General features: G+C 65.1%; 12 protein-coding genes and 1 pseudogene. 7 read left to right on the forward strand and 6 right to left on the reverse strand.

The window, feature by feature from the left end; genetic code table 11:
- Positions 1–26 precede the first annotated feature (26 nt).
- The 5 genes from ON44_RS17065 (at position 27) to ON44_RS17085 (ending at position 5,637) form a co-directional block, all read left to right on the forward strand.
- Complete coding sequence (locus ON44_RS17065) at positions 27–917, forward strand: alpha/beta fold hydrolase (protein ID WP_040691136.1); 891 nt, start codon at positions 27–29, stop codon at positions 915–917.
- A gap of 42 nt (positions 918–959) precedes the next feature.
- Complete coding sequence (locus ON44_RS17070; protein WP_245567199.1) at positions 960–1,583, forward strand: TetR/AcrR family transcriptional regulator; 624 nt, start codon at positions 960–962, stop codon at positions 1,581–1,583.
- Positions 1,584–1,784: 201 nt separating this feature from the next.
- The gene (locus tag ON44_RS17075) at positions 1,785–2,756 is read left to right on the forward strand and encodes an enoyl-CoA hydratase/isomerase family protein (RefSeq protein ID WP_040691236.1); all 972 of its coding nucleotides are present in this window, start codon (positions 1,785–1,787) and stop codon (positions 2,754–2,756) included.
- Between the two features lie 68 nt (positions 2,757–2,824).
- Complete coding sequence (locus ON44_RS17080) at positions 2,825–5,113, forward strand: molybdopterin-dependent oxidoreductase (protein WP_083897932.1); 2,289 nt, start codon at positions 2,825–2,827, stop codon at positions 5,111–5,113.
- Positions 5,114–5,250: 137 nt separating this feature from the next.
- Positions 5,251–5,637: a hypothetical protein gene (locus ON44_RS17085; protein WP_157187193.1), complete on the forward strand. Its 387-nt coding sequence runs from the start codon at positions 5,251–5,253 to the stop codon at positions 5,635–5,637.
- Between the two features lie 163 nt (positions 5,638–5,800).
- On the opposite strand, the gene ON44_RS17090 is transcribed toward ON44_RS17085, so the two are convergent.
- From ON44_RS17090 to yczE, 6 genes and pseudogenes are all read right to left on the reverse strand, one after another.
- Positions 5,801–8,005 carry a molybdopterin oxidoreductase family protein gene (locus ON44_RS17090; RefSeq protein WP_040691242.1) on the reverse strand — a complete coding sequence of 735 codons (2,205 nt, stop codon included), beginning with the start codon at positions 8,003–8,005 and terminating at the stop codon, positions 5,801–5,803.
- 311 nt (positions 8,006–8,316) lie between these two features.
- Complete coding sequence (locus tag ON44_RS17095; RefSeq protein ID WP_063721578.1) at positions 8,317–10,260, reverse strand: glycoside hydrolase family 15 protein; 1,944 nt, start codon at positions 10,258–10,260, stop codon at positions 8,317–8,319.
- A gap of 48 nt (positions 10,261–10,308) precedes the next feature.
- Positions 10,309–10,565, reverse strand: a pseudogene (locus tag ON44_RS17100) (LysR family transcriptional regulator); the annotation flags it as partial.
- A 63-nt stretch (positions 10,566–10,628) separates the two neighbouring features.
- Positions 10,629–12,323, reverse strand: coding sequence for an FAD-dependent oxidoreductase (locus ON44_RS17105; RefSeq protein WP_040691144.1), 1,695 nt, complete (start codon positions 12,321–12,323; stop codon positions 10,629–10,631).
- Positions 12,324–12,327: 4 nt separating this feature from the next.
- Positions 12,328–13,803, reverse strand: coding sequence for a flavin-containing monooxygenase (locus ON44_RS17110; RefSeq protein WP_040691246.1), 1,476 nt, complete (start codon positions 13,801–13,803; stop codon positions 12,328–12,330).
- A 226-nt stretch (positions 13,804–14,029) separates the two neighbouring features.
- Positions 14,030–14,662, reverse strand: a complete 633-nt coding sequence (gene yczE, locus ON44_RS17115) for a membrane protein YczE (RefSeq protein ID WP_040691249.1) — start codon at positions 14,660–14,662, stop codon at positions 14,030–14,032.
- 643 nt (positions 14,663–15,305) lie between these two features.
- On the opposite strand from yczE, the gene ON44_RS17120 reads away from it, so the two are divergent.
- Entirely contained in the window at positions 15,306–15,722 is a 417-nt protein-coding gene (locus ON44_RS17120; protein ID WP_218007592.1) for a Fur family transcriptional regulator, read from the forward strand.
- Between the two features lie 39 nt (positions 15,723–15,761).
- On the forward strand, positions 15,762–17,993 hold the full coding sequence (gene katG / locus ON44_RS17125; protein WP_040691149.1) for a catalase/peroxidase HPI: 2,232 nt from the start codon (positions 15,762–15,764) through the stop codon (positions 17,991–17,993).
- Positions 17,994–17,995: the final 2 nt, after the last annotated feature.

Below are 17,995 nucleotides of genomic sequence, written 5' to 3' on the forward strand. Positions count from 1 at the left end.
TAGTTGTCGGCACGAAGGAGGTAGACATGGAAGAGTTTGCGTCCTGGCGGGCGAGGGGTCGGCGGCACACCCACCGCGGCCACCAGATCTTCTGGCAGGACAGCACCGGTGACGGTGCCGGAAATCTGCTCTGTATCCACGGTTTCCCCACCGCGTCCTGGGACTGGCATGCGGTATGGCCGGGTCTGCGCGAGCGGTTCGCGCGGCTGATCGCCCCGGATATGATCGGCTTCGGCTGGTCGGCCAAACCCCGCAATTACGATTACCGGATCGCCGATCAGGCCGATATCCACGAGAATCTGCTGCGGGAACAGGGGATTTCCCGTACGCACATCCTGGCCCACGATTACGGCGACACCGTCGCCCAGGAGTTGCTGGCCCGCGACGCACAGCGCCGCGCCGACGGCGACGATTCCCTGGTGATCGAATCAGTATGCCTGCTCAACGGTGGACTGTTCCCCGAGACCCACCGTGCGCGCCCGGCGCAGAAGTTGCTGGCGAGTCCGCTGGGACCGCTGGTCGGGGTGTTGGGCACCGAGCGAGTCTTCCGTCGCAGCCTCGCCGGGGTCTTCGGTCCCGATACCCGCCCGAGTATCCACGAGCTCGATCAGTACTGGATCCTGTGGTGCAGTAAGCACGGGAAGAGCAACGGGCACAAGCTGATTCGCTACATGGGTGAGCGCAGGGCGAACCGGGAGCGTTGGGTGGGCGCGCTGGTCGACACGCAGGTCCCGGTCCGGCTGATCGACGGTCTGCTCGACCCGGTATCGGGTGCGCACATGGTGCGCCGCTATCGCGAGCTGATTGCGGATCCGGATGTGGTCGAGTTGCCGAAGGTCGGGCACTACCCCCAGCTCGAAGCCCCTGGGGAGACCTTGGCCGCGGTGCTGGATTTCCACACCAGCCGAGTGCGATAGACGGACACCCCAGCGTTATGGGGTGTCCCATACTATGGCTACATGGCAGCGACACGCCGATCGAATAAGGAGGCTCCGGCGCGCCCACGGCAGCGTGACGCGCGCCGGCGGATGATCGAGGGCACGATCGACTCCCTGCGCATCCACGGTGCGAGCGCCACCAGCGTGGACCGGGTGCTGGCTGATACCGGTGCGCCTCGCGGGTCGGTCTATCACCACTTTCCCGGCGGACGCACCCAGCTGATCACCGACGCGCTGAGCGCGGCCGGTGCTTCGATGTCGGAATTCATCGAGACGATCACCCGCGAGAACGATCCGAGGACCGCACTGGATATGTTCGTCGCGCTGTGGCGACGGACCCTCGTCGACAGCGACTACCGCGCGGGCTGCCCGATCTTCGCAGTCGCCGTCGAAACCAACGACGACGCACCGGAATTCGCGGCATCTGCCGCCGCGATCTTCGCCCGCTGGAATACCGCACTCACCGATCTGCTCAGCCGTCACGGCCTCGACCCGGTGCGCTCGCGGCGCATGGCCACCCTCACCGTCGCCGCTGTCGAGGGGGCGATCGCGCTGTGTCGGGTCGAGCGTGCCACCACGCCGCTCGAGGACACCGTCCGCGAATTGCAAGCTCATCTGACGATCGCCATCAGCGCTGCCGAGTAGCGCCTGATCGACCCGTGAGGTGGGTCTTTTCCGGCGGATTCGGCAGTTCGCCCCTGCGAAGAAGGCATGCTCAGAGCCGTTCTTCGGGCTGCGGCGGACCCGTTTCGACGCACGTGCCCTTGACATCCCGATTATGGTGGAGACCATAATCAGCGTCGGGTGCAGGTTCCACGCGCCCACCACGGACCCGAGGAGACGCCGATGTCGCGAGCAGCCGAGCTCGACCTGGAGACGATCGACCTGACCCGCAACGGGAGAGTGCTCACCGCGACCATCGTCGCCCCGCCACTGAACTTCGTCACCCCCGCCGTCGTACGAGATCTGGACCTGCTGACCACGGCGGCCGATACCGATGACACGGTCGGGGCGATCGTACTCACCGGCGGCCTGCCGGGGCGGTTCCTCACCCACGCGGATCCGAGCGCACTCACCGGCATGCTCGCGATGCCGCATCCGTTCATCCCGGCCCGCGCGGTGGCGCCGCTGATCCCGGTGCTCAATACGAGCCTGCGGGTACCAGGTGCGGCGCAGCTGCTGGAGCGTTTCGGTGGCGGTCTCGGCACCGGCATGGTGTGGGGTTACCGGTGGAAGCGCACGACCCTGCGGATGAACCGATCTCGCGTGGTCTATCTGGCCGCCATCAATGGTCCCGCCCTAGGCGGCGGACACGAGATCGCCCTCGCCTGCGATATCCGATATGCCGCCGACACCGAGCACGTCAAACTCGGTCAGATCGAATCGATCGCCAACCTCATTCCCGGCGGCGGCGGAACCCAGCGCCTGCCGCGGCTGATCGGCGCGGCCAAGGCGATCGAACTGACCCTCGAAGGTGGACCGCTCAGCGCACAGGAGGGCCTGCGCTTGGGCCTGGTGCACCGGCTCACCGCCGAGGACGAGTTGCTCGCCGAAACCGAGGCCACCGCGGCGCGTCTGGCCGCGCGCAATCCGGTCGTCATCAAGGAACTCAAGCGCGCCATCTATTTCGGCACCGAGCGGTCGTTGTCGCGCAGCCTGAATCACGAACTCGCCGCATTCCTGTCCACCGGCAGCAGTAAGGCCGCCACACGCACCCAGGATGCCTTCTTCGACGATCTCGACCGGCTCGGCGACACACCGTTCCTGGCCGAACCGAAGGCGTGGATCGACGGCACTCGCGTCGACCAGACCAGTTGATCCCGCATCCATATTTCGACACGCGTTTCGCCTCCGCTCTCGATCAACGACAACTCAGAGGAGCATCGATGAGTACCGCCGCGCAGCAAGGCAGCCGAGCCGACAACAGTGCGCGGCCTAGACGCAATGATGCTGCGGCGCAACAGGAATGGCATAAGACCGCTTGCATCCTGTGTGAGAACAACTGCGGCCTGCTGATCCAACTCGACGGCCGCAGCTTCGCCAAGATCCGCGGCGACAAGGACCACGTCGCCTCGGCCGGATACACCTGCAACAAGGCGCTGCGCCTGGACCACTACCAGAACGGCGGCACCCGCCTGAGCTCCCCGCTGCGCCGCGAGACCGACGGCAGTTTCACCGAAATCGACTGGGACACCGCGATTTCCGAGATCGCCGCGCGCCTCACCGAAGTCAAGAACACATACGGCGGCGACAAGATCTTCTTCTACGGCGGCGGGGGACAGGGCAACCACCTCGGCGGCGCCTACAGCGGTGCCCTACGCCGGGCGCTGGGCAGTCGCTACCGCTCCACCGCACTCGCCCAGGAGAAGACCGGTGAGGGCTGGGTCGACGCGCATTTGACCGGCGGCCACACCACCGGCGATTTCGAACACGCCGAGGTCTCGGTCTTCCTCGGCAAGAACCCCTGGCAATCGCACGGTGTGCCGCGCGCCCGCACCGTCCTGCAGCAGATCGCCAAGGACCCGGCCCGCACCATGATCGTGCTCGATCCGGTGCGCACCGAAACCGCCGATCTCGCCGATATCCATCTGCAGATCCACCCCGGAACCGACGCGTGGTGCCTGGCCGCGATGCTGGCCGTGCTGGTGCAAGACGATCTGCTCGATCACGCATTCCTCACCGAACACGCCGACCAGGTCGACGCCGTCACCGCGGCGCTGCGCGATATCGATATCGCGTCCTATGCCGAAACCTGTGGCGTGCCGGTGGAATTGCTGCGCACCGCCGCCCACCGAATCGGCACCGCGAGCAGTGTCGCCACCTACGAGGACCTGGGCGTCCAGCAGGGCCCCAACAGCACCCTGATCTCCTATTTGAACAAGCTGCTCTGGCTGCTCACCGGAAACTTTGCCAAACCCGGTGCTATGCAACCACATTCGTGGATGGCGCCGTTGGCGAGCTATAGCCGTGACATCAAACGCAGCCCGGTGACCGGCGCACCGATCCTCGGCGGCATGCTGCCGTGCAATTCGATCGCCGAGGAAATTTGCACCGATCACCCCGACCGGTTCCGGGCAATGATCATCGAGTCCGCGAATCCGGCACACTCACTCGCCGATTCGGCCGCCTTCCGTGCCGCACTGGACGCATTGGATCTGGTGGTGGTCATCGATGTCGCGCTCACCGAAACCGCACGCCACGCCGACTATGTGCTGCCCGCGGCCAGCCAGTTCGAGAAGTGGGAGGCCACCTTCTTCAATCTGGAGTTCCCGCACAACACCTTCCATCTGCGCGCGCCGGTACTCGAACCGCTGGCCGGCACATTGCCCGAACCCGAGATCTACGCGCGCCTGCTGCGTGAACTCGATGTCGTCGGGCGTGCCGAGCTGACGGTACTGCGGACCGCCGCGAAACTCGGCCGCCGCCCCTACGCATTGGCCTTCGCCGCACTGTTGGCCATGAACAAGAAGATCGGCGGACTCGCCCCCTACCTGCTCTATGAAACCCTGGGCCCGACGCTGCCCGATGGTGCGCGTTCGGCCGCTGTGTTGTGGGCGCTTGCGCAGCGCGTCGCGAAGGTGCACCCCGCCGCTATGCGTCGAGCGGGTCATCCCGATGCCGATGCACTGTTCGACGCCATCCTCGCGGGCCGCTCCGGCGTCACCTTCACCCTCGACGACTATCCGGACGCCTGGGACTATGTTCCGCACTCGCGCATCCCATTGGCAATCCCGGAATTGCTGCACGCGCTGCGCGAACTCCCGACCACGCCCGCCACGCACACCAGTCCCGAATTCCCCTTCGTCCTGTCGGCCGGAGAGCGACGATCCTTCACTGCCAACACCATCTTCCGCGACAACAGCTGGCGTCGCCGCGATCCGGAGGGCGCGTTGCGTCTCAGTCCCGACGATGCCACCGCCCTCGGTCTCACCACCGGCGAGCACGCCCGCATCACCACCCGGCGAGGCAGCGCCGTGGCCGCGGTCGAAATCAACGACCGCATGCGGCCCGGACATGCCTCGCTGCCCAACGGGTTGGGCCTCGACTTGCCCGATGGCACCCGCACCGGTGTGGCCGCCAACGAGCTCACCGATGCCGGTTGGCGCGATGCGATTGCCGGAACGCCATGGCACAAGCATGTTCCGGCCCGCATCGAACCGCTGCGCGACGTCTAGCCTTTCGCCCAGATCGGACAAATGCGGCGCCCGCGTCGGCGCTGATTCCGACCGGCGCAACGCCGAGGGTGTGAGCAACCGAACTTCGTGACGCTCCAGTGCTTTTCGCGCACATCGCGACACCGTACAGTCGGCCCATGGTTTTCCGGCTCGAGCTGCAACCTGCCCAACCCCTGCACCTGACCCCCAACTGCGTTGTATACACCGGAACGGTGCGCCTGTTCGTCACCGGCACGCTCATCCACACCTCCGGAGCCCCCGCCGAACCGTTCGGCTTCTTCCTCCCGAACACCCGCCCCCTGCCCGAAGACGCGCCCGAACCGAACCTGTGGGCGGAAATGCATCTGATGACCGCCACCGCCGCCGCGGCATCCGGAAACTTCCCCTTCGGCATCACCCACACCCAGGCCGCCTACGTCCCCGACCCGCGCGCCGGCCTGCACCGCTGGGTCCACCTCACCTCCGCCGCCCACCCCGCCAGAGAACTCCGCCTCGGCTACCGCGTCACCGTCCAAACGCCCTGATCGGTCTCGACGGCGTGCACCGAGGTGCGACCGCATCCAAGGGGTCCCCGCGACGGTCAACCCGCGCCGCGGAATGGCCGTGGGCCCACACGATCGGCGGACTTCCCGGCCTGGACAGCCGGGCAACGGCAGCACCGGCGCGCATTCCGCGGGCAGTGCACTCCTACGAAGTCGGCGCAGGCTCGCGATCGACATCCGCTGCCGTCGGCGCCGGGGACGCCGGAGTCACTGTCACCCACGTGTTGTTGACCGCCGCATTCCCGGAGAATGTGTCGGTGAGCGACGGATCGTGCAGCAAATTGACATTCGCACCGGGCAGAGACGCCGCCACTTGCCAGCCGACGCCAGGTTCACGGTGCCCCCAGCCGTGCGGGATGGCGATGGTGCCGCGGCGGATATCGTCGCTGACCTCGAGGGTGACCACGATCGAGCCGGTGCGGGAGGTCACCGCGACGGGTGTGCCGTCGGTGAGGGCGCGTTCGGCGGCGTCGGCGGGATGCATGAGGGCGGTGCAACGATCGCGGCCCTTCACCATGGACGGGACATTGTGCAGCCAGGAGTTGTTGCTGCGCAGGTGGCGGCGGCCGATGAGTTTGAGGTCGTAGCCGTCGGCGGGCGCGGTCAGCGCATTGCCACGGCGCGCATCGTCGAGCAATTCCCGTGCGGCCGTGACGAAATCGTCGGGCGCGAGGTGGACTTTGCGATCCTTCGTCCCGATCAACGCGCGCAATCGCGGCTGCAGCGGACCGAGATCGATCCCCCCGGCCGCGGCGCGCACCTTCGCCACGGACAACCCCTTGCGGCCGCGCCGCAGCACCCCGTACGGACCTGCGGCCACCCCAATGGTCGTCAACCGCATCGGACTGAACTGCTCGAGAAGCGCGTTGACCGCCCGTGTGGTGAACCGACGCGCAGGCAGCGGCACCAGCTCGGTGATCAACCGCGCCATGATCTGCCAATCCTCGAGTCCGTCGGCCGGAGGTTCGAAAACGCGGGCGTCGTAACGCAGATTGTTCCGCACACTGAACACCGGGAACAGAATGTTCACATCCTCGCGCTCCAGCGGGGAGATCGGCGGCAGGATGATGTCCGCGTGCCGGGTCGTCTCGGTCACGTACATATCCACGGCGACATAGAAATCCAGCGAGTCCAGCGCGGCGTCGAGTTTGCCGCGCTGCGGTGTCGACAGCACCGGATTACCGGCGTAGGTGATCATCGCTCGGATCTGCCCGACGCCCTCGGTGAGGATCTCATCGGCCAGCACCGCGACCGGCAGTTCCGAGCGGAACGATTTGTAAGTGCCGGAGCGGTCCGTCCACGCTCCGTGGCCCACCGGCAGATACTTCCCGAACCGCGGCGCATCGATCGGCGGTGTCGCGAACATCTGCCCGCCCGGCCGATCCAGATTCCCGGTGACCGCGTTGATGGTGTTGACCAACCAATGTGTCAGCGTGCCGGTCACCTGGTGGCATATCCCGATCCGGGCATACAGCAATGCCGAATCAGCTGCCGCATGCTCACGCGCCAGCCGCCGAATCGTCTCGGCATCGACACCGGTGAGCGGGGCGGCGAGCTCTGGTGTCATCTCGGCGACCAGCGCCCGCAACTCCTCCCAGCCGGTGCACTGCGCGCGAATCCTGCTTTCCTCACACAGGTTTTCGCTGACCAGCACCTGCAGCATCGCCAGCAGCAGATACACATCACCGCCGGGTGCGATGGCCACATGCTCGTCGGCCAGGCGCGCGGTCTCGGTGCGCCGCGGATCGATGACGACCACTTTGCCGCGCTTGCGCACGTCTCGGATGCGCTGCTTCGCATTGGGCATGGTGGTCACCGACCCGTTCGATACCGCCGGATTGGCGCCCATGATCACGAGTCGATCGGTGCGATCGATATCGGCCACCGGCATCAATACATTCGACCCGAACATCCGCCACGCCACGAACTCCTGCGGAAACTGGTCGATCGAGGACGCCGAAAAGAAATTCCGCGTCATCAGCACCGTGCGCAACAGCGCGCCGTAGATCACCGACGAACTATGTGCGGCCGGATTTCCCAGGTACATTCCGATCGCGCTGTCCCCGTGCGCGCGGCGCACCTGCCGCAGTCGCCGCCCGATCTCGCTGAACGCCTCGTCCCACCCGATCGGCTCGAACCGGTCACCGACCCGGCGCACCGGCGTGCGCAACCGATCCGGATCATGGTGCAGCCCACCCATCGCCGTCGCCTTCGGGCAGATGTACCCCTGCGAGAGCACATCATCCGGATTGCCCTCGATCCGGGTGACCTGATCATCCTCGACGGTCACCAGAATCCCGCAGTGCGCCTCACACAACGTGCATTGCCGAGCGACGGTGGTAGCACCCATCCCGTGTTCCTCCACACCATTGAGAGAGTTACCGCCTCATCGTAGCGGCGTCTACCGTGCCGGGTATACCGTTCCGATCGAGCCCGGCCCGCGGATTCGACCGTGCGCACGGGATCGGTTGGCGTACCGTCGATCACGGCTCCGCCGGTCCCCGACGCCCAACGGTATCGATAGAAATCTTCGGAAGTTGTTATGCGCGAATAGATTTCGTGCCGAGGTCGGTCTGCAGGCCGAGCCCTGGACCAGCGGCGTTGCGACTGCCGGCATTTCGAGTGCAATCGTCGCGCGAAAACCCGGCCGCAGCATCAGGGTCAGCGGTGCATATATCCCAGTGTGAATGATGCATCGTCGAGTCGTGGGGCGATCGATTCCCCGCCGAGCGCCTGCCGCAGGATGGCTTGTTCGTCCTGGATGACGTGCATTACGGCGTTGATCAGAGCGAGATGGGTGAACGCCTGCGGGAAGTTGCCCCAGTGTCGGCCGGTTCGGGGGTCGATTTCCTCGGCGTAGAGGCCGAGGGGGCTGGCGTAGGCGAGCAGCTTCTCACACAGCTGTTTGGCCCGCGTCTTCTCGCCGATCTCCGACAGCGCCGAGACCAGCCAGAACGAGCAGATCGTGAACGCGCCTTCTTCCCCTGTGCAGCCATCGTCGGTTTCACTGACGCGGTACCGCAATACGAGGCCGTCTTCGGTCAGTTCGTCGGCGATGGCCAAAACTGTGTTGCGCACCCGCTCGTCGTCTGGTGGCAGGAAACGAACCAACGGGATCAGCAGGGTCGAAGCATCCAGCGCCGTACTGCCGTAGTACTGGGTGAACACCTGCCGGGAATCGACCGCATGAGCGCAGATATCGGCGCGGATTTCGTCCGCGGCCTGTTGCCAACGATGCGCCCGTTCGAAGTCCTGATGGATGCGGGCCAGCCGGGCGCCGCGATCGGCGGCAACCCAACACATCACCTTGCTGGAGGTGAAGTGTTGCAGCTCCCCCCGCACTTCCCAGATGCCATGGTCGGGCTCGCGCCAATAGGTGAGGGCGCTTTTGACCGCCCGGCTCAGCACCAACCAGGCTCGTGCGTCGATTCGATCCTGATTGCGCGCGTAGAGATAGACCGCGTCCAGCGCAGCACCCCACACATCGTGCTGGCGTTGCCGGTATGCGCCGTTGCCGATACGCACGGGGCGGGCATTTTCGTACCCGCGCAGGTGGGTGAGAGTCTGCTCGGTCAGGTCGCTTTCGCCACCGATGCCGTAGACGATCTGCATATCCCGGACGTCTTCGGTCAAGCTGATGATGTAGGAGAAGAAGTCGTTCGCCTCCCAGCTGAAGCCCAGCGTGTACAGGCCCCACAGCGCGAAAGCGGAGTCACGTATCCACGAATAGCGATAGTCCCAATTGCGTTGTCCGCCTGGTGTTTCGGGCAATGACGTGGTGGCGGCGGCGCTGATGGCGCCGGTGGGCGCGAAGGTCAGCCCCTTGAGAGTCAGCGCGCTACGGGTGAGCTGGGCAGCCCACGGATGGTCCGGAAACCGCCCACCGGCCAGCCAGTGCCGCCAATGGTGGATTGTCCGCAACATCCGCGCGTCGGCCTCGTCAACAGCGCGTGGCGCGTCGCGACTACCCCAGGAGAGCGCGCAAAAGCGTGTGTCACCCGCCTTCAGCAGGGTGCGGGCCAGCGCATGCGTACCTTCCAGCCCCAAGCGCATATCGGTGCTCAGCGTCAACTGCAGATCGATCCCGTCGGCGCCGGCCTGCGCGCTGTAGTAACTGTCGAGGTACTCCCAATGCGCGCGATGCCTGCCGTAGTCGAAGGCCGGCTGGCAGTCGAGCACGAACTGGATTTGCCCGGTCTCACAGTGCACCGTCCGCAACAGAATGTGCTCGGCGTCGTAGTCGGTGGGAGTTCGACGATGGGCGCTGCGGCCCGGTACCTGGTGTCGCCATGGCCCGACCAGCAGCACATCGCGGACCGTCGCCCACCCTTCACCACTGCGCCAACTCGTCTCCATCACCATCGTGCCGGGGACATAGCGGCGATCGGTGGGCACCATGAAATCGGCGGGGGCGAACCGAAACGAACCAGCGGAACGATCGAGTACGGCTGCGAAGACACTAGGGGAGTCCATGCGAGGTAGACACATCCACTCGACGGCTCCGCTGGGCGCGATGAGTGCGGTGACCTCGCAGTCGGAGATGAAACCGTAGTCGTCGATGCGCGGAAACGCCGTGAGCTGCGGCGTGCGTTCGATGTCGTCCATGTGTTGCTCCTCTGCTGGGGTCAACTCCACAACGTCACGTGCACGTCAGCCGTGCGCCGCCTCGGTCACATCGATGGCTGTCCGGCGCTGCACTCCGAGAATCCGCCCGGCCGGCCGAGCGCAGCCCGCCGGGCGGGAAAGCCGGACCCCGCCGCCGCGCGGGTGAACAGCGGATCGTCGAGCTTCTTCTGCCGCGCGAGGTGCGTCGCGACACCGGCGTCGAACATCCCCAGCTCGCTGACCGCCGCATAGACGGAGCCGAGCCGCACCACGGTCCAGTAGGCCCGAAGCTGGGCGGGCGTCACAGTCCGAGTCTACTTTGGAGGCATAGCGCCGACAGCCGCATCGCGTCGATGCGGCCACGACCGTCAGACCGGAGTAATCGGCAACCGAAGCGCTCCCGGCGCCGACTCCGGCACCACCGGATTCTTCGGCGCGATCGCATCGATCCGCCGATACGGCGCCCCCAGCGGCGGACGCTGATCCTGTTCACCCTTGTTCGGCCACAACGACATCGCGCGCTCGGCCTGCGCGGTGATGGTCAGCGACGGGTTCACCCCGAGATTCGCCGAGATCGTCGAACCGTCCACGATGTGCAGACCCTCGTAGCCATAGAGCCGCTGATACGGGTCGACCACGCCGGTATCTGGGGAGTCGCCGATCGCGCAGCCGCCGATGAAGTGGCCGGTGATCGGGATATCGGCCATCTCGGTCCAGGAGCCCTGCGGAATGCCGTTGATCTTCTCGGCGACCCGCCGCGTGACCTCGTTCCCCTCCGGAATCCACGCCGGAGGCGCTTGTCCCGCACCGGGTTTGGTAGTCATCCGCTTACCGAACAGACCGCGCTTGTTATAGGTGATGATCGAATTGTCGACATTCTGCATGACCAGCAGCCCGATCATCCGCTCGGACCAGTGCGCCGGATTGTGCATGCGCAGCAGATCCCGCCGATACCGCACCATCTCCCGCAGACCGAGCACCCAGCGACGCTTACCCTCCTGCCCGTCGACCAACACCGTCGTCAACAGACCCATGAAATTGCTGCCCTTGCCATAACGCACCGGCTCCACATGGGTGTAGGAGTTCGGATGGATCGACGAGGTGATAGCGACACCCTTGGTGAAATCCGAATCCTTATCACGCGTTCGCGCCGCCAGCACCGCCTCGGAATTCGTGCGCGCCAGATGACCCAGGCGCGGCGAAATATTCGGCAGCACACCGCGATCCCGCAGACTGTGCAGCAGCTGCTGAGTGCCGAGCGCAGCCGCGGAGAACACCACCTGATCGGCGGTGAAGGTCTGCTTCGCCTTGCGAACCCAGCGTCCGGTGCGCACGGTCTCGACCGCATATCCGCCACCGGACAGTGGCCGCACCGATACCGCGGTCGTCAGCGGATGCACGGTCGCACCCGCCTGCTCCGCCAGATACAGATAGTTCTTCACCAGGGTGTTCTTCGCGCCGTGCCGACACCCCGTCATGCACTCACCACAGTGCGTACACGAGCGCCGCTCGGGTCCGACACCGCCGAAGAACGGATCCGCGACCGCAGCTCCGGGCCGAGTCTCCTTATCCGCGAACAACACTCCGACCGGTGTGCGACGGTAGGTATCGCCGATACCCATATCCTCGGCGACCTCCCGCAGCACTCGATCCGACGGTGTGGTCGCCGGATTGGTCGTCACCCCCAGCATGCGCTTGGCCTGGTCGTAATGCGGTGCCAGCTCGGACTTCCAATCGGTGATATGTGCCCACTGCTTATCGCCGTAGAAGGCGTCCGGTGCCTCGTACAGCGTGTTCGCGTAAACCAGCGAACCACCACCGACACCGGAACCGCTCATGATGAAGGTGTCGTTCAGCAGCGTCATCCGCTGAATACCGAAGCAGCCCAGTTTCGGCGCCCACAGGTACTCGCGCAGATGCCAGGAGTTCTCAGCGAATTCGTGATCGGCGAACCGCCGCCCGGTCTCCAGGACACCGACTCGGTAGCCCTTCTCGGTCAACCGCAGCGCGGTGACACTGCCACCGAAACCGGAACCGATCACCAGCACGTCATAGTGCGTCATGGGGTTACCTTCCGGTGCGGACAAGCTCGTAGTCGCGGACATCGAAATGCGTCCGTTTGTCGTATTCACTCATCCGGCCCGGCCAGTTCGCCGTCACCCGACCGCTCGCCTCCCGGTACCAGCTGGTGCACTTGGTCCACACCGTATGTTCGAGCCGCCCCTGGATCTCATCATCGAACCGCGCCTCCACCTCCGGCTTCACCGACAGATAGCCACCGGCCTCGCGCAGATGCTCGACCGCTTGGCGCAGATAGCGCGCCTGCCTTTCGTGCATGTAGATGATCGAACCCGCGCCGAGGTTGGTATTCGGCCCGTACATGATGAACATATTCGGGAAATGCGGCACGGTGAGGCCCTTGTAGGCGCGCGCACCGCCCGACCACACCTCGCGCAGCTCCTTGCCACCGATCCCGCGAATCGTCATGGGCGCCAAGAACTCCGTGGCCTTGAATCCGGTGCAGTACACGATCACATCGACCTCGTACAGCGCGCCGTCCTCGGTGCGCACACCGGTCGGCGTGATCTCGGCGATATGCGAGGTCTCGACGTGCACATTCTGCTGCGACACCGCCGGGTAGTAGTTGCTCGCCATCAGCCCGCGCTTACAGCCCGCCTCATAATCCGGGGTCATCTTGGCCAGCAGTTCGGGATCGGAGATCTGTGAGGCCCGATGCCGGTCGGCCCACCCGGAGATCACGTCGGCGATTCGGCCATTGCCTTCCAGCCCCGAGGTCACCAACTCGTAGAACGAATACCAGCCGAACCGCTCCGCGCGCTGGATCAGCGGGAACTTCGTCACGATCGACAGCTTGTCCAGCGCATTGAGTTTCGGTGGCACGTAATAGCTTTCGATCTTCGGAATGATCCATGGCGCCGACCGCTGGAACACTGTCAACTGCCCGACCTTCGGCTGAATCGCCGGAATGATCTGAATCGCGCTCGCACCGGTGCCGATGATCGCGACCCGCTTACCGGTCAGCTCGACATCGTGTTCCCAGCGCGCCGAATGGAACGCATCCCCGGTGAACGAATCCATACCCGGAATATTCGGCCACACCGGACGCGACAGCTGACCCACCGCGGGCACGAAGACATCCGCCTCGAGCAGCTCACCCTCTGTCGTGCGCACCTGCCAGATGCCACGGTCGGCATCGAAGTCCGCCGAGTCGACCTCCACACCGAACCGCATATGCTTGTCGAGGTCGTAGCGGCGCGCGACATCATGCATGTAGGCGAGGATGTCGGGCTGCTCGGCGAAACGCTTCGGCCAGTGCGCATTCGGGGCGAAAGAGAACGAGTACAGATCCGATGGCGCGTCACAGGCGGCGCCCGGATACGTATTGTCCCGCCAGACCCCGCCGAGCCCGTCGGCCTTATCGATAATGGTGAACGCGTCGTGGCCGCGGCGCTTCAGCTCCAGCGCGGCGGCGAGGCCGCCGAATCCGGCGCCGACGATGAGCACGGACGGAGTGCTAGTCATGTCGACAACTGTATGAACGGTGACACGGTTGCCGAGAGAGCACCGCGGCCAGGAAATCAACATTTTCGGCCATTGCTCGATGGCGCCATTCGTCACAGTGACGATTTACGGCGGGGTAGCGGGGAGAGGCAAAGGGGAGTGGTTCGACGGTATCTTCTTGCCACCCAGGGCAATTCGAACATCGCCCGCCGACTTCGAAGCCCGGCACCGAGTCGACCGACTGCGATCAAGGCACCACCGGGACAACATCGGGCTCAGCCTTCCGATCCACATGAAATCCCGGCAGGTACCGATTCGCGAACGGAATCAAGACCTGAATGAGCGGACCGATTCCGAACGCATAGACCACCGTGCCGATGCCTACGCTGCCGCCCAATAGCCAGCCGGTCGTCAATACCGATACTTCGATCCCGGTACGCACCAATCGCACCGACCATCCGGTCCGGCGTACCAGTCCAGTCATCAGTCCATCCCGCGGCCCGGGGCCCATGCCCGCCCCGATATACAGCACCGTAGCCACCGCATTCAAAACCACCGCGGCACCCATCGCGCCGACCCGCACCGCCACCACATCCCAGTCCGGCAGCATCCACAACCCGACATCGACCGAAACACCGATCACCACGACATTGCTCACGGTGCCCAGACCCGGCCACTGCCGCAACGGAATCCACGCCAACAACACCGCGACTCCGGTAAGAGCCGTCACCGCCCCGAAACTGATCGGCACATGTGCGGCCACCCCTTGATGAAACACATCCCACGGATCCAACCCGAGCCCGGCTCGAATCATCACCGCCATCGAAAACCCGTACAACCACAACCCGACATAAAGCGCCACCAGCCGCCGAACCAACATCACCCCAGCCTGCCGCCAACTGGACCCCCAAAACAGATCCAATCACCAAGCACTGGCCTCATAACCGGAAACCAATCCGACTCGCCGGACTCCTGCCACCACCCCTTAAATCGTCACAGTGACGCTTTGAGCGTTGCGGCGGCACAGAGGGGAGTCGAGCTCAAACGGTCGAGATCCGAGGCTTCGAGCTGATCCAACATTTCTCCGCCGAAATCCAGAATCAACCGGAATATTTACACCGACAGATTCGAGCAACAAGGGGACACCACGCATCCACAGCACACGTTCCGCGCGGAGATTCGCCGGTAGCCGGCCAGCCGCTCGGCAGGCAGGGTCACGAAATCCCTTACATGCCAACGTCATACAACAAGAGCCGCCCACTTCCAGCCCCTCCGTTGTAACGCCGATAATCAACATTATGTCAGGTAAATGCTGTGGCGATGGCCGCTCACAGTTCATCCGCCGCTCCCCTCCCGATAACCACGACCTCGGACCGGCAGCGGACTGTGGGGTCATCAGAACGCGACGGGTCCAGAGACCAGGCGAAGTTGTGGGATCGTCTCGAGATTTCGCAAAACCCTCCCGGTGGAGACTTGAATGAGTCATACTCTTGAACGTGTCCACGAATTCGGAATTCGAGCGCATGTTGCGCGGGGTGTCGCTGCGCGTTACGGCGCCGCGGGTTGCCGTGCTGACTGCCGTGCACGAGCATCCGCACTCCGATACGGACTCGATCCTCGGTCACGTGCGCGCGACCCTCGGTGCGGTATCCCATCAGGCGGTATACGACGTGTTGCGCGCGCTGACGGCCGCCGGTCTGCTGCGGCGCATCCAGCCGATGGGATCCGTCGCGCGCTACGAAACGCGAGTCGGCGATAACCATCACCATGTGGTGTGCCGCTCGTGTGGCGTCATCGCCGATGTCGACTGCGCCGTCGGCGATGCGCCCTGCCTGACCGCATCACACGACAACGGATTCGTACTCGATGAGGCCGAGGTCATCTATTGGGGCCTGTGCCCCGACTGCTCGGCAGCACAAATGTCCGGATCACACCCGTGATCACAGCCCGATTCACTCACTCCCCCGAAAGGAAATGCCGTGCCTGAGGAACATCCGCCCATCGGAGAGGCCAATACGGAACCCGCCGCCGGTGGTTGCCCCGTGACGTCCGGTCGCCTCAAGTCCCCAGCCGAGGGCGGAAGCAACCGTGACTGGTGGCCGAACCAGCTCAATCTCAAGATCCTGCAGAAGAATCCGGCCGTTGCCAACCCCATGGACGCGGACTTCGACTACGCCGCGGAATTCAAAACCCTCGATCTGGCTGCCGTGAAGGCCGACATCGTCGAGGTCATGACCACCTCGCAGGAGTGGTGGCCCGCCGACTTCGGTCACTACGGACCGTTCTTCATCCGGATGGCCTGGCATGCCGCGGGTACCTACCGGATCAGCGACGGCCGCGGCGGAGCCGGCGCCGGTATGCAGCGGTTCGCCCCGCTCAACAGCTGGCCCGACAACGGAAACCTCGACAAGGCCCGACGCCTGCTGTGGCCGGTCAAGAAGAAGTACGGCAAGAAGCTCTCCTGGGCCGACCTCATGGTCTACGCGGGCAATGTCGCGCTCGAAGACATGGGCTTTCCGACCTTCGGTTTCGGCGGCGGCCGCGTCGACCAGTGGGAGCCCGAGGAGGACGTGTACTGGGGTCCCGAGCAGACCTGGCTGGGCGATGAGCGCTACACCGGTACCCGCGATCTCGAAAACCCCTTGGCCGCAGTCCAAATGGGTCTGATCTACGTCAACCCAGAAGGCCCCAACGGCAATCCGGATCCGCTCGCCGCGGCAGTCGACATCCGTGAGACGTTCCACCGCATGGCCATGAACGATATCGAGACGGCGGCGCTGATCGTCGGTGGCCACACCTTCGGCAAGACCCACGGCGCCGGCGATGCCGGGCTCGTCGGTCCCGAGCCCGAGGCCGCCCCACTCGAGGAGCAGGGCCTGGGTTGGAAGAACGCCTTCGGGACCGGCGTCGGCAAGGACGCGATCACCTCCGGGCTGGAGGGCACCTGGACGCCCACCCCGACCAAGTGGGACAACAGCTTCCTCGAGACCCTGTACGGGTACGAGTGGGAGCTGACCAAGAGCCCCGCCGGTGCAAACCAGTGGATCCCCAAGGACGGTGCAGGCGCGGGCACCGTAGTCGATGCCCACGACCCGTCGAAGTCCCACACCCCGGTCATGCTCACGACGGACCTCTCGCTCCGAATCGACCCGATCTACGAGCAGATCACCCGGCGCTGGCTCGAGCACCCCGAGGAGCTCACCGAGGAATTCGGCAAGGCCTGGTACAAGCTGACCCACCGCGATATGGGCCCGAAGGTCCTCTACCTCGGCCCGGAGGTGCCGGAAGAGACGCTGCTCTGGCAGGACCCCGTCCCGGCCGCCGATTACGACCTCATCGAGGCCGCCGAGATCGCCGCACTCAAAAGCCAGATCCTGGCTTCGGGTCTGACTGTCGCACAGCTTGTTTCGACCACGTGGGCGGCGGCGTCGTCGTTCCGCGGCAGTGACAAGCGCGGTGGCGCCAACGGCGGACGCATCCGCCTGCAACCGCAGGCCGGCTGGGAGGTCAACGAGCCCGACGAACTCGCCCAGGTGGTGCGCGTTCTCGAAGGCATCCAGGAGTCCTTCAACTCCGCCCAGACCGGGAACACCCGGGTGTCCTTCGCCGACCTCGTCGTGCTCGGCGGCGCCGCGGCCGTCGAGCAGGCAGCCAAGAACGCCGGCTACGACGTCGAGGTGCCGTTCACCCCGGGTCGCACGGACGCCACCCAGGAACAGACCGATGCGGAGTCCTTCTCCGCGCTCGAGCCCAGCGCGGACGGTTTCCGCAACTACCTCGGGAAGGGTAACCGGATCCCGGCCGAGTACCTGCTGATCGACCGGGCGAACCTGCTCACCCTCAGCAGCCCCGAGTTGACCGTCCTCATCGGTGGTCTGCGCGTCCTCGGCGCGAACCACAAGCAGTCGCCGCTGGGCGTATTCACCGCGAACCCGGGATCGTTGACCAACGACTTCTTCGTGAACCTGCTCGATCTGGGCACGAAGTGGGAGCCGTCGGCCACCGATGACGGAACCTACGAGGGCATCGATCGCGCTACCGGCGCGGTCGAGTGGACCGGCAGCCGCGTCGACCTGGTCTTCGGATCGAACTCGCAGCTGCGCGCCCTCGCGGAGGTCTACGCGACCGACGACTCGAAGGAGAAGTTCGTCAACGACTTCATCGCCGCGTGGGTCAAGGTGTCGAACCTGGACCGGTTCGACCTGGTGTGATG

The organism is Nocardia vinacea NBRC 16497 (assembly GCF_000308835.1).
Classification (GTDB): Bacteria; Actinomycetota; Actinomycetes; order Mycobacteriales; family Mycobacteriaceae; genus Nocardia; species Nocardia vinacea.

Excerpts from the sequence above, each read along its gene's own strand:
- ON44_RS17080 (WP_083897932.1), top strand. The coding sequence starts at position 2,825 with ATGAGTACCGCCGCGCAGCAAGGCAGCCGAGCCGACAACAGTGCGCGG.
- ON44_RS17065 (WP_040691136.1), top strand. The coding sequence starts at position 27 with ATGGAAGAGTTTGCGTCCTGGCGGGCGAGGGGTCGGCGGCACACCCAC.
- ON44_RS17120 (WP_218007592.1), top strand. The coding sequence starts at position 15,306 with ATGTTGCGCGGGGTGTCGCTGCGCGTTACGGCGCCGCGGGTTGCCGTG.
- ON44_RS17075 (WP_040691236.1), top strand. The coding sequence starts at position 1,785 with ATGTCGCGAGCAGCCGAGCTCGACCTGGAGACGATCGACCTGACCCGC.
- ON44_RS17105 (WP_040691144.1), bottom strand. The coding sequence starts at position 12,323 with ATGACGCACTATGACGTGCTGGTGATCGGTTCCGGTTTCGGTGGCAGT.
- yczE (WP_040691249.1), bottom strand. The coding sequence starts at position 14,662 with ATGTTGGTTCGGCGGCTGGTGGCGCTTTATGTCGGGTTGTGGTTGTAC.
- ON44_RS17090 (WP_040691242.1), bottom strand. The coding sequence starts at position 8,005 with ATGGGTGCTACCACCGTCGCTCGGCAATGCACGTTGTGTGAGGCGCAC.
- ON44_RS17070 (WP_245567199.1), top strand. The coding sequence starts at position 960 with ATGGCAGCGACACGCCGATCGAATAAGGAGGCTCCGGCGCGCCCACGG.
- ON44_RS17095 (WP_063721578.1), bottom strand. The coding sequence starts at position 10,260 with ATGGACGACATCGAACGCACGCCGCAGCTCACGGCGTTTCCGCGCATC.
- ON44_RS17085 (WP_157187193.1), top strand. The coding sequence starts at position 5,251 with ATGGTTTTCCGGCTCGAGCTGCAACCTGCCCAACCCCTGCACCTGACC.
- ON44_RS17110 (WP_040691246.1), bottom strand. The coding sequence starts at position 13,803 with ATGACTAGCACTCCGTCCGTGCTCATCGTCGGCGCCGGATTCGGCGGC.